General features: G+C 61.4%; 8 protein-coding genes. 4 read left to right on the top strand and 4 right to left on the bottom strand.

Going from position 1 to position 13,091, the window contains the following annotated elements; all coding sequences use genetic code 11:
• Positions 1–43 precede the first annotated feature (43 nt).
• Both ISP18_RS10760 and ISP18_RS10755 read right to left on the bottom strand, forming a co-directional pair.
• The gene (locus ISP18_RS10760) at positions 44–1,768 is read right to left on the bottom strand and encodes an ATP-binding cassette domain-containing protein (RefSeq protein ID WP_380010691.1); all 1,725 of its coding nucleotides are present in this window, start codon (positions 1,766–1,768) and stop codon (positions 44–46) included.
• 139 nt (positions 1,769–1,907) lie between these two features.
• The gene (locus ISP18_RS10755; protein ID WP_380010688.1) at positions 1,908–2,945 is read right to left on the bottom strand and encodes a phosphoenolpyruvate carboxykinase (ATP); all 1,038 of its coding nucleotides are present in this window, start codon (positions 2,943–2,945) and stop codon (positions 1,908–1,910) included.
• Positions 2,946–3,123: 178 nt separating this feature from the next.
• Here ISP18_RS10755 and ISP18_RS10750 point away from each other — a divergent pair, with 178 nt between their 5' ends.
• Positions 3,124–4,605, top strand: coding sequence for a B12-binding domain-containing radical SAM protein (locus ISP18_RS10750; RefSeq protein WP_380010685.1), 1,482 nt, complete (start codon positions 3,124–3,126; stop codon positions 4,603–4,605).
• Positions 4,580–5,785 (top strand): nucleotidyltransferase family protein, encoded by a 1,206-nt coding sequence (locus ISP18_RS10745; protein WP_380010682.1) that lies wholly within the window; start codon positions 4,580–4,582, stop codon positions 5,783–5,785. The genes ISP18_RS10750 and ISP18_RS10745 overlap by 26 nt, the downstream gene beginning before the upstream one ends.
• A gap of 25 nt (positions 5,786–5,810) precedes the next feature.
• Here the strand turns inward: ISP18_RS10745 and ISP18_RS10740 are convergent, their stop codons facing one another.
• Positions 5,811–6,455: an HAD family hydrolase gene (locus ISP18_RS10740; protein ID WP_380010679.1), complete on the bottom strand. Its 645-nt coding sequence runs from the start codon at positions 6,453–6,455 to the stop codon at positions 5,811–5,813.
• Positions 6,456–6,544: 89 nt separating this feature from the next.
• Positions 6,545–9,841 carry an autotransporter outer membrane beta-barrel domain-containing protein gene (locus tag ISP18_RS10735; RefSeq protein ID WP_380010676.1) on the bottom strand — a complete coding sequence of 1,099 codons (3,297 nt, stop codon included), beginning with the start codon at positions 9,839–9,841 and terminating at the stop codon, positions 6,545–6,547.
• Positions 9,842–10,428: 587 nt separating this feature from the next.
• Between ISP18_RS10735 and ISP18_RS10730 the strand changes: the two genes are divergently transcribed.
• A complete protein-coding gene (locus ISP18_RS10730) occupies positions 10,429–11,652 on the top strand; it encodes an MFS transporter (RefSeq protein ID WP_380010673.1) in 1,224 nt (407 codons plus the stop codon).
• 38 nt (positions 11,653–11,690) lie between these two features.
• A complete protein-coding gene (locus ISP18_RS10725) occupies positions 11,691–13,073 on the top strand; it encodes an HdeD family acid-resistance protein (protein WP_380010670.1) in 1,383 nt (460 codons plus the stop codon).
• Positions 13,074–13,091: the final 18 nt, after the last annotated feature.

Here is a 13,091-nt window from a genome sequence, read left to right as displayed (position 1 = left end):
CTCCAACCTGCGCCGGCTAGATGATTTTCCGCAAGGCTGGCCCTCACCCAACCCTCTCCCCGGAGGGGAGCGGGCTCAACGCATTCAAGCGCACCGTCGCAGCGAAATCATTGCCGATCGTCAAACACTGGTCCGCCATGCTTGCCACGCTGCTGCGATGCGATACCACGATCAGGATCGTGCGCGGCAGGCGACGTCTAAGCGTCGACAACACTGCCATCTCAGAGGTTGCATCGAGCGCGCTGGTAGCCTCGTCCAGCAAGGCCAGAAAGGGTTGCCGAAGCATGACCTGGGCTAGCAGCAATCGCTGCAATTCACCGCCTGAAAGCCGACTGGATGAATTGTTCAGTGCAGTATCCAGACCATCGCGCGTACCGTGGAGGCGCCTGTCGAGGCCAACGTCGACCAGTGCACTGCGCATCATTTCATCTGTTGCGTCCGGTGCGGCCCATAGCAGGCATTCCCGCACCGTATGCTGCCAGGGACGCACGCTCTGGCTGACGTACGCGCCGTTGCGCACCAGTTCGCGGTAAGCATCGAAATCGAGCATGCGCCTGCCCAGCTTCGCGGTGAACGCGCCCGGCTGCATCATGCCCGCCAGCACATCGATCAGGCTGCTCTTGCCGATACCGGAGTCGCCGGAAATCAAGGTCAACGTACCGGGCGTGAGAAACAGATCGCGAACATCGAGCGCAGCCAGTGGCGGCGCAAGCTGCACGCGCTCGATATGCAACATGCCGGCAGCATGCGCTGCTGGCGATGATGTGGTAACGGGACGTGCCACGTGCAGCGTCATGTAACGCTGCCAGAGTTCGAAGGCCGGCGCCGCCGAATGCAACTGCTGCAGGCTTTGCCGTGTCGAGACCAGATAAGGCAGCAAACGTCCCAACAACAGGCACACGGCAACTAACGACGCCTGATCGATGCCATGCAGACGATAGGCAAGCACGAAAATCGCGGCAATACCAATCGTGGCGAGCAATTCCAGCGCCAATCTTCCCGACGCAATCAGCTCGAGTTGGTGGCGATAACCTTTGCCCAAGCGCGAGGAAATCTCGCCGTAACTTCCCTTCTCTGCATCCTCACGTTCAAACGAGCGGACGTGACGCAAGCGCCGGGGAAAATCTTCGCTAAGCCAGAACAGCCGCGTCAGGTCCGCCACGTACTGACGACTAACCCTGGATTGCTCGCGGCTACTGATGCGCGAAGCCACCAGGGCGAAGATCGCAAGCAGCGGCGCCGCGAGCGCCAGCGGCGGCGACACCCAGAACGCAAGTCCCAGGCTGATGGCCGCGGTGATGCCGGCGACCAGCAATTGCAGTAGTGCATTGAAGCCCTGCGTGATGATCTCGATGTTGTAGGTGAGCACGTTGGCGATTTCAGCGGAACTGGAATCAGACAGCGAAGCCAGTGATGCATCAATCAGGCGCGCATGCACCGCGCGTCGCAGACCCATGCCGTAGCGACTGGCCAGCCGTGCTGCCAGTCGCGCCGCCTGCCAGCGCAACAAAGCGAACGCCAGCATGATGGCGGCGAACAAGGCCACATGGGTTTCGACGCTGCCGCGCACATCGAATGTCGTGCCACCGAGCGTCAACGCGTGCCCGGGCTGAACCAGCGGCACCAACCATACCGCCGCTACGCTGCCGGCAAATGCGCTGCCGAGCGACAGAGCGATGTAAGCGATCATTTCGGTCAGGCTGACGCCTTTGAGGGTGCGCAGGTAGGCGACCAGTGGTGTGCGGCTTTGCTGTGCTGTGTTGCTCATGTGCACGCACCGTTTACCGTCCTTACCGTGCCGTCATTCCCGCGAAAGCGGGAATCCATGTTGCTCTGAGGCTTAAAGCGAAGATGGATTCCCGCTTTCGCGGGAATGACGGCATGGATTACCGCGAGCCGAACGTACATCAGAGGCTATCCAGTCGATCAAGCAGCCGCTGCAATGCATCGACAGACGCCTTCGGATGCGCACCACGACGCAACTCATATGCTCCCATCCGCACCATCTTCTGCTGAAACGACAACCATCCCGGTTGCCCCGCCGCATATGGCTGGTCAGCATGCAAGCGCGCGGCGATTTCATCCTTGGGAACAGGCGTCAATAATTCTTCGAAATGTTCCGCCGATTCCGCAGAAACGAACACCGCGCCAACCAGCTTCAATGGCGCTGCAGCAAGCCGACCATGACCCAAGCGCAGATCCGCCTCGAACTTCTGCACACCGCTGCGGCGACAAATTACCGGTGCCTGGCAAATCCAGCTATGCGCCGCTTCGTCATCGATAAGACGCAGCGCATCCGCCTTCACATGCACGTAGTTAGCCACGCCGGTCGCCAGCAAGGTTTCCGAATGCACCAGCACGGCATCTTCGGAAAGAAACTCCAGCCCGTGCAGAAGACTATGCAAACCCAGAGTGGATTTGCCCGCACCGCTGGCACCTAGCAACAACACGCCGCGCCCTTCCCTGCCCACGCAGGCGCTATGCAGGGGCACCAGCCCCAAGCCGCGCGTAGCCAGGATGAAGACGGCGAATTCGATCAGCTCGTAGCGCAAGTGATAGGGAAAACCGAGCATGTCTTCCGACGCCACCACCAGCGCCCGCTGCTGCGCCGGCATCACGACCACGTAGTTGGATGCATCCATCACCCCGCAGAGTAGACCCGCGCCGGATTGCATTTGCACCGGCGGCGGCTCGATGACGTTCGGCAGGAGTCGCCCCGGAACCAACCGCAGCTCGATGCGAAAATCCGGTGCCGCAATCGGCAGATGCTGCGGCGGCAAGCCGCCATACGCGGCCTCGACCAGATCCAGCAGCTCATCGCTGGTGCTTTCAAAACGAAAGCGCCCGCCCAGTAGCTGCTTGTGCACGGACAAGTGCCTGGACGAGCGCTCGCCGAAAGGATCGGCACTGACGTCATGGGTGACGTAATGGGCAGTCGCGGCCATGCGTTCGAATGGGCCTTATGCAGCCGGTGGGGTTGGCCGTGAGTGCGTTTGAACCCGCAAAAGGTTGTCAGCAAGCAGCTACCCCACGGCACGCAACCGAAAACCGGGCGTGCAGCACTCACGGTCATGCAGCGTTACAGGCTGCAGCTTTCCCACGGCTATGATTGAGGCGCTACGGATGCTAAGGATTCAGGTCGGCCACTCCTATTTCCTGAGGTATGACCGGAAACAGTGGGAGCGCGGCAAACCCTATCCCCCGCTCGCGACGATTCAAATCGCTGCGCTGCTGCGGCAGATGGGGCACGAGATCAGCCTGTTCGACGCTATGCTGGCCGAAGGTGTGGAGGACTATGCGGCGTCGCTGCATGCCGCTGCGCCCGAGGTGGTAGTGCTCTACGAAGACAACTTCAACTACCTCACCAAGATGTGCCTGAGCCGCATGCGCGAAGCGGCGTGTCACATGATCGGCGAAGCGCGTGCACGCGGTGCACGGGTAATCGTGGCCGGCTCCGATGCTTCCGATCAGCCAGAGGCTTTTCTTTCCGCGGGCGCGCATGCCGTACTGATCGGCGAAGGCATTGCGGCGTTGGTTGAACTGATACAGCGGCTTGAACGTGATCCGAGCATCGACGATGAGAGCTGGACCGCCGGCATCACCGGCGTCGCGACGCTCGTCAGCGAACAGACGCACATCACACGCATCGGCGTGGTGCCTCCGGATCCGCGGCTCACGCTTCGTCCGGCGTGGGACTTGGTTGACATCGATCGCTACCGCCGCCTGTGGCACGAACGGCACGGCTATTTCAGCCTCAACATGGCCGCGTCACGCGGCTGCCCGTTCCGCTGCACCTGGTGCGCCAAGCCAATCTGGGGCAATCACTACAAGCAGCGCAGCGCCGAGGACATGGCAGCGGAGATGACGTATCTGAAGCGCACCTTCCAGCCCGATCACATCTGGATGGCGGACGACATCTTCGGTTTCCACGTCGATTGGGTTACCGAATTCGCCGAACATCTGCGCGCCGCCGACGGCTCGGTACCATTTATCATCCAGACTCGCGCCGACCTGATCAGCGAGCGCATGGCCGACGCGCTCAAGCAGGCGGGCTGCGCAGAAGCATGGATCGGCGCGGAAAGCGGCAGTCAACGCGTGCTCGATGCCATGAATAAGGGCACCAAGGTGCCGGAACTGATTACCGCACGCGAACGGCTCGGCATCCGCGGCATCCGCGTTGGATTCTTCATCCAGCTTGGTTACCTGGGTGAGCAATTGGACGATCTGCTGGCCACCCGCGACCTGGTTACGCAGGCCGCGCCGGACGATATCGGCGTGAGCGTTTCCTATCCCCTGCCCGGCACCAAGTTCTACGAACAGGTCAAGGCGCAGCTCGGCAAGAAAACGCACTGGGACGATAGCGACGATCTCGCCATGATGTTCCGCGGCGCGTATGACTCGGAGTTCTATCGCCGCGTACGCGATCTACTGCATGAGCAAGTCACCTTGCAGCAACACGCCAATCACGACGAAGCGCGCGCAGTACTGGATGCGCAATGGGAAGCGCTGATCGCCAACGAATACGCGCACCGCACCGATCAACACAACGCACCGCCGGTCACGACGATAGCCATACGCCATGCTGCCACCGCTCAAACTTGTTAAAGCCGGCCTGCGCCGCACCACCGAAACGCTGGCGTGCGAACTGGCGCGTCCGGGTAGCACCGCGCCCGATTGGAACGAACTGGAATGGCGCCTCGCCTCGGCCGCGGCAGCCGCGCATGGTGTCGCGCCGCTGCTATGTGGCTATTCGACCTGGCAGAACATGGCGTGGCGGCGGTTCCTGGCCAATCAGCGCGAGCACGTCGAACAGCGTCACCAGCGGATTGCGGAACTGCTCAGGCGCATCGATGCCGAAGCGCGATCGGCCGGCGTCGCCATCGTTGCACTGAAGGGTTCGGCGCTGCATGCGATCGGACTCTATGCGCCCGGCGAGCGACCGATGGCCGATATCGATCTGCTGGTGCGCGAAAGCGACGCGGAGCGAACCGGCAAGCTGCTGCAGGCGCTTGGCTACGTGGAGTCGTTCACGCAATGGAAGCACCGAACCTTCAAACCTGCCGCCGGCGAGACGGTGACGGGCCTGGGCGAGCATCGCGACACGCCGATCAATATTGAGCTGCATACGCGCATCCAGGAGCGGCTGCCCATCTCCACGGTCGACATCACCGAACGAATCTATCCGAGCCAACCTGTGCCCGGCTTGAATCCCTATCCGTCGAACGGCGCCTTGATGAGCCACCTGCTGCTGCATGCCGCCGGCAATATCTGCGGACGCAGCCTGCGCCTTCTGCATCTCAACGACATTTCCCTGCTCGCCACGCGCATGCTCGCCAGCGATTGGGAGGTACTGTGGAACGAACGCAGCGGCGAATCGCCGTGGTGGGCGTTGCCGCCGCTGCGCATGGTGGCGCGCTATTACGACAACGCCGTGCCGAGCGCGGTGCTCGATCGTATCGAACCGAACTGCCCCGTTCTGTTGCGTGCGCTGTCACGCCGGCAAATGCTCACGCAGGTGTCGTGTTCGGCGTTATGGCTGAATGCGCTCCCTGGCATTGAATGGTCGCGGTCCGTGAGTGAGGCCGGACGTTGCGTCCGGAATCGCATTCGGCCCACCGAAGAGGCCAAGCAGGAACGCGCCGACATGGTGCGTACGCAGGTTTGGCTGCAGGGGCAAAGCTGGGTGACGCTGAGGCATGGGCGGCGCATCCTCACCTGGTTGACCGGTCCTGTGCCGCGGATGGATACGCTATATGTGGTTAGGGCAGCGTTGGAGCATTTTTAGGGTTCCCTACACTGCCCTCTCCCCGCTACACATAAGGGACGGAGAGAGACTTCGCACCGTCGATCAACCTCAAATCTACCAACCGTTGCCGCAATCCTGCAGGATCGCGAAACCACCACCCCTGCATGCCTAACGCTTCAGCTGCCGCAACATTGCGCGCGGAGTCGTCGATATAAAGCGCCTTGGCCGGATCCACCGAGTAGCGCTCCAGCAAGCACTGATAGATACGCGGATCGGGCTTCACCAATCGCTCCTCGCCGGATACCACGATACCCTCGAACCACTGCAGGAACGGATAGCGCTGCCGCGCAATCGGAAAGGTTTCCTGCGACCAGTTGGTGAGTGCCAGCACACGCACGCCGCTCGCCTTGAGCTCCGCCAGCAGTGCAACGCTGCCTTCGATGGGGCCGACCAGCGTTTCTTCCCAGCGCAGGTGATACGCATCGATCAGCTCGGCATGCTCGGGAAAACGGGCGCGCAGCAAGGCGGTACCTTTCGCCCAGGAGCGCCCCGCATCCTGCTGCTCGTTCCATTCGCTGTTGCACACCTCGCGCAGGAACCATTCCATGCGCTCTTCGTCTTCGATCAGCTGCCGGTACAGACGGCGTGGGTCCCAGCCGATCAGGACGTTGCCGAGATCGAAGATGACGGTGTTAATGCGGTTGTTCATGCGAGCCTTTTTCGATAACTGACTCGGGAAGCATAGTGATCTACACACCCTGGAGCCAAGCCCGATCTTGCCTCATGAAAGAGTGAATCTTAAAAGTTCAACCTCACTCCCGCACTTGCACGCCATCCACCGGCTACCACGTCATTCCTGGATGTACGCCCCGCTTCGGCAAAAACACTCCAGCGCCCAGCCAACGCAACATGTCCTCCCACCGCAGCTTCACCGGTCGTGGCGTGCCGCGCCGGCAGTACCACCGGCAAAGAACCGCCATCGAGCGATGCGGTGATGTCCGGCCGATCGCCGATCGTATGCACCACCGCCACGCGCGTATACACGTCACCGGTAGTCAATGTCGAAAGAGAAAACGCCTTGCCGAACAGCACGCCGGCGCGTGACTGGAATGTGTGATTCGAATTCACATTGAAGCGCACGCCGTTGCTGGCGGTGTAGCTGCTGGAGCCAATCGAGCCATAGGCCGCTTGCACCTGCGGTTCGATGTATCCACCCCGCGCACCTTGAAAGCGCCGGCCCGCGCGAACGGAAACGCTGGCTGCGCGCGAACGGTAGTGGCCCGCGGTGATGCCGAACGAATCCGCCGAGGTATAGCTGTTGCGCAACTGTCCGACGCGCGCCACCACGTCGGCAAACAAGCCTTGATTGGCATTCCAGCTGCCGTAGGCGCCTAGCGAATCGCCACGCAGATCGGCCCTACCATCCTGCAAGCTGGCGTGGGATTGCGTATGCGTATAGACCAGGCCGGTGGCGCTGTGCCCGCCATCGAAATCCGCTTGTCGTTCCGCGCCGATCGACGCGTTCGTCACGGTTTGCCGATATGTGCGGCCATAACTGCTGCTGCCGTTGAAGTCGCCTCCATCCGTGTCTACCCACAGCGCAGACTCCGCGGAATCTTTTTCCGCACGCAGCGATTCGCTGCGACGGGACACCGCCTGCTCCTCGATCTGCCAGATGTTGGAAAGCGCGAGCGCAGCATCGCCCGCCACCAGTACGCCGGTGGAAGGTGTAATGGTGACCGCATTGACGGACTGCGTCGTGGTTCCGCTACCCGTCGTAGCCACTACGGAACCCGTGGGCGTGCCACTTCCTGTACTGGAGGTGCCGGTACTCGAAGTGCTGGTCGTGCCGGTACTTGAACCCGTTGTCGTACCGGAACTGCCGCTGGAACTCGAACTGTTCCCAGTGCTACCGCTCGTGCTCGTACCGTTGCCGAGAATATCGATGCCGGCCAGCAGTATCTGCTTGCGGTTGGAACTGAGGCTGACCTCGGGCACGTAAGAGAAGCGCACCAGCGCGTTCTCATAAGTCGTGCTCCATTGGCTGGTCAGGCCGCGCACAGCCTGGAAGCTCGCCGCGCCACTCGCCGCAGAACTGGCATCGACAATCACGATGGGACTGGAAGCTGCGATAGAGACACCACTTTGGATCGCCGAAGCGCTGACCCATGAGGTGTCATCGAGCACGGGATCGTAAGCAATGCGCACGGCCTGCGTGCCCTGTGCAGTAAACGCAGTGATGCCACTGCCGAACACCACCTTGTCCGCCTGCGCGTTGCGAACATCGCTCAGCAGCGTGAACACGGCGCCGTCAGCGAGATTCACCGAAGCGCCGCTGCTGGCGCTACTGCCGATCTGCAAGGTGCGCAAGCTGTGTGATGGAACGCTGCCGGGCGAAAACGTGCCCCAGCTGGCAGCCATGTCAATCGCACTTCCAGAGCCGATGGTGAGGCTGCCGGATCCGAAGTCCGTGGACAGCGTGCCGGTGCCGGTGGGTATCCAGCTTGCGCCGTTGGTAAAGGACAACTTCGCTATGCCAGTGGCGGTGTAGCCAAGCACAAGCCCCTTCAGATACGACGAGCTGTCGTCGAAGTTCAGTGTCGTCGTGCCGCTGTAGACCGTGCCGGTCGACGTGTCCGTCACGCTACCGGTCAGCACGTCGCCGTCCACTTTTATGGATTGATTGCCCGCCTGATTGACGGTGACCTGGGCGTTGTTCCCGCTGGTGGCAACGTTCCAGATGGCATAGCGATGCCCCGTTCCGGACGTCGACTCGTAAACATCGAGACCACCCGCCAACGCAACGCTTCCGCCGCTGTTCAAAATTCCGTAGACATCGCAGGTCGAACAACTGGTGCTTGCACGTAGTACTGCCGTCTTGTCGGTGTTGGTGAACGACACCACGCCATTGTTATTGATCGCATAGGTTTCAGTGGTTGCCGTGACCTTGACGCTTGCCGCGCCGCCAAAGGTCATGGAGCCGCCCATGCCGTACAGGTTGCTCAATCCGGTAGGGTTGCCGAAGGGTACGTAACCGGTGGTATTGGTCACCGATACGTCGAGATCACCGCCAACATAGGTGCGCGCCGTGCGATGCGTATTGTCGATGCCGTATGCCGAACGCGGGCCATTGGCCGTGATGGTGGCATTGCCCGAAATACGCAGATTGCCCTGATTACGTATGCCCATCACGGTGGAACCGTTCGATGTGGCAGATAAAGTTAGATTGCCGTTGATGGTTAGCTTGGTGTTCTGTCCATCGTTGTAAATGCCATGCACGTTGTCGCTGGGCCAGATGCCGTAACCCACCACCGTGGCATTGCCGTTGATGACCACATTGCCGATTCCACCGCCTGAGTTATAGATGGCGCTGGTGGACGAACCGCGCGCCTGCGCGGTGAAGGAAGCATCGCCATTGAAGGTGACATGTCCCTGATAGACCCACAGTCCCTGCGAATAACCGGGCGTATACGTAGTGATAGACGTGGTGCCGTTGAACGTGGCTGTGCCTTGATAAACGCGCACACCGGTCGCAGCGCTGTTCAACGTATCGTCAGCCTGGGCGTAGATGGTGCTGTTGCCGTTAACGGTGAGATTGGCCCCGCCCTGCACGTTGATCGTATCCACGACGCCCCAGGATCCGACCGCCGGCCGCGTGGTGGAAAAGCTCAGCTGACCTGTTCCATTCGCTCCTGCTTGCAGAATGACTTTTGGACTACTGTTCTCAAGATCAACGCTGTAAACGTTGGCGCCGCTGCCCGTGGTATTGATGCTGTCACCGCTGTTGAAGCCGTAGACCAGGTTGCCGCTAGCATCCGTGGACGTGTGGTATGACGTGTCAGACGAAGTTCCTGTCAGTGTGGCAGTGTAGGTCGTCGCGGATTTCGCCTTCGACACGCTCAGCGCTGCCAAGGTCGCCATGATCGAAATGGGTATCGCCTTGCGACGCTGCCGCTGTCTCAAACGCTTCATTGCCTCGGCGTAATTCTGCTCGATGGAAAGCTGCCAGGTTTCTGGAAGCTGCGCGAACAGATACGGCTGCCTTCGGTAATACCGCCACAGCTCGATGCTCGACGCGTCGATTTTTTTGTTCACCACCCCTTCCCCTGTTAAAGCGCGACCATTTAGCCTTTGCTGGCTGAAAAGGCCGCATTGAATCAATTCGACAAAACGACGAGCGCGCACGAATCATGTGCAAGGCACTAGCACTTTGCACATGTCATTTCAGGACGCGCCTGATCGTTAATGACTGGTGTTCTGGAGTGCCCCTGTAAAACGCAAACGAACATCGTCAATACGATGTAAGTACCACATGGCGCGTTTCAGGTTGAGGATGAGATGGTGTGGGTGTGAAGCTAATCACGATGTTTTTGGAGATGCGTAAATTTAAGATGCAACTCCGCTTTGTCAGCAGAAGTGTTTTCCTGCCACTCGTGATGATGATGACTTCTGCTGGAGCCGTATGCGCGCACAGCGATGCGCAGTGGTGAATTGATCGTGAAGAAAATGGAAGAACTGAAGCCGGCCGAAACCTTCTATTCCACCTGACGCGGCCGGTAGATCGAGCGTGCGCGCGCAGATACGCTAGACCGATTGCTCGCGCCATCGTGTTAGCCACGAAGTCAGTGGCCGTTATCGGCTAAGCTCGGGCCATTGCGTAGCGACGCCAGCGAGGGCATGGCATGCGCGATCGGGCCGATCAGGAAAGACAGCAGTTGGCGCCGCCGCCCGACGGGCGCGTTGCGGCAGCAGCAGCGAGTGCCGGCAGCGCGGCGCTGTGGCGGCGCCACTTTTCCACGGGAGCGGTGATCGCCGCAGCCACCATCTTCGGCCTGAGCTATAGCCTCTCCGCGCCACTGATCGCGATGAGCCTCGAACAGCGTGGCCACTCCAGCACGTTCATTGGCATCAACGCGGCGATGCATGCGCTAGGCGTGCTGCTGATCGCACCGATGATGCCGATGCTGGCGGCGCGACTGGGCGCGCGGAGCCTGGCGATGCTCGCGTTATTGGTCACGGCCATCACGCTCGCCCTGTTCACCAGCATTGGCAATGTGCTGTGGTGGTTTCCGCTGCGCATAGTGCTCGGCGCGGCGGCCGAGGCCCTGTTTGTGATGTCGGAGACCTGGACCAATGTGCTCAGCACGGAACAGGCGCGCGGACGCACCATGGCGATCTATACCGCGTCGCTGTCGCTGGGCATGGTGCTGGGACCGGCGCTGCTGTCGGTGCTGGGGGTGCGCACGCAGGCGTATCTGGTCGGCGCCGCCATCGCGCTGGGCGCAGCGGTGTTTCTCGCGCTGCCATGGGTCACCGCGCCCCTACGCAGCCGACCGGAGTCCGCCCAGCCTATGAAGTATCTGCGGCTGGCACCGGTGGCGATGGCTACTACCGTACTCAATGCCGGCGTGGAAACGGCGGGGTTGTCGTTCATCGCGTTGTATGCGACTGGGCAAGGCTGGACCGAGAGCCAGGCGATGCAATTGATCTCCACGCTGATGCTGGGCGCGATCCTGTTGCAGTTGCCGATAGGCTGGCTGGCGGACCGCATGGACAAGCGGCGACTAGTGATGGTGCTGGCGCTGATCTCCGCGTTCGGCGCGCTGGTGTGGCCGTTCGCGCTGAGCCATGCATGGCTCGCTTTCAGTGTAGTGTTTGTGTGGGGCGGCCTGTTCGTGGGCATCTATACGGTGATGCTGGCGATGGTGGGTAGCCGCTTCGAGGGTAGCGATCTGGTAGGTGTGTACGCGGTGATGGGCATGGCCTGGGGTCTGGGCGCGCTGGCCGGCCCGACACTGGCAGGTGTGGCGATGGGCGTGAATGCGCTGTTCGGCTTACCGGGGATGATCGCACTGGGTTGCGCGGTGTTCGCGGTGTTTCTGGCGCGCTCGCGCAGCGCAGCCTGAGCGGGTTGTCAAGGACGCTTATCGACGGAGAACGATGCATGGTTCGACTCGGTCTGCTTCTGTTGGGCACGGATTTCATTAAGCGGCGCTGGCCGTTGCTGGCTGCGATAGGCGCACTGTGGGCGGTGCTGGGCGCGGCGATCTTTGTCGATGCGCTGGATGGCGTGATGTACTTCCCCATCCATGTGTTCGGTTATCTGATGCTGATCGAGGCCGTCGTGACCTTGGTGGTGTCGTCACCGCGACCGGGCACCACGGCGGTGCTGCGCAAGGCGCGCGGCACGGCGTTCCTGGTGCTGGGTCTATTGATCATCGACGCGCACCATACGGCCAGCGTGATTCTGGCGATGCTGTTCGGGCTGTGCTTTCTGATCGACGGCGGCTTCCGCATCGCCGCGGCGGCCGTGGTGCGCTTCAGAGGCTGGCGTTTGTCGCTGGTGACTGGCGTGCTGGAAGTGCTTTTCGCGGCCTTTATGTTCGAGCCGTATCCCACCTTCTATGCAGGCACGGTGCCTTACTGCATCGGCATGGGTCTGTTCCTTTCCGGCATCGGACTGCTGCGTCACGCCGTGCGCCTGAAGCGCCTGCCGGATAACGCCGCGCTTTCGCTGCTGCTGGCACATGGCCTGCCACCGACGGAGCGCGAGTTGAAGCCCGAAGCGGCGGCGGGCGATGCCGGCGAGCTAGTGGTGCATGTGTGGACGCCGGCCGGTTCCGCCGAAGACGTGGTACCGCATCCACTGGTAGATCGCTACATCGCCGCCGTCGACGGCAAGGGTGTCGTGTCCACCGGTCACGCGGCGCTGGAATGCACGCCGGATATCTATGTGAGCCACTACCCGGCCGTGGAGATCGACCGCACCGGCGGCGACTTCGCGCAGATGCTCCGTGCAACGGCCGAGAACAATGTGGATGGCAGGTTCCTGCCTTCGTATGCCATCGAAGCGGCCGGCTGGTGCAATTCCACCGCGCAAGTGCGTTTCACTGATTACGATCGCGGTCGGCTGCTAGCGTTCTGGCAACGCTATCGTCAGGACACCACCTATAACCTCACCAGCCGCAACTGCTCCAGCACCGTCGCGCATTGCCTGGAAGCCGCACTGGAAGGCAGCCTGGCTCGCGATGGCGTGGGGCTGATGGTTTTCCTACGCGCCATGCTGAATTCGGAACTATGGGTGGCCGCCCAGCTGCGCAAACGCGCCGAAGCGATGGCGTGGACACCAGGTCTGGTGCTCGACTATGCGCGCGCCATGAATGCGGCGATCCAGCCCGCTCCCTTGGGTTGGTACAGCTTGATCGTCTCTTGCCGGCACGCGTGGCGCTACGCCTCGATGGTGATCAAGGGCCAGCCGATCCGGAGCATGGGCCCGATCCAGCGGGAAGTGGAAGCGAAGCGGCACACCAAAACGACCGGGCCTTGATGCATGAGGCTTTACGAC

This window comes from Dyella humi (genome assembly GCF_044904605.1).
In the GTDB taxonomy this organism is placed as follows: domain Bacteria; phylum Pseudomonadota; class Gammaproteobacteria; order Xanthomonadales; family Rhodanobacteraceae; genus Dyella_B; species Dyella_B humi.
The sequence above is the reverse complement of the archived record's forward strand: the minus strand, read 5'-3'. Positions and strand labels throughout refer to the sequence as shown.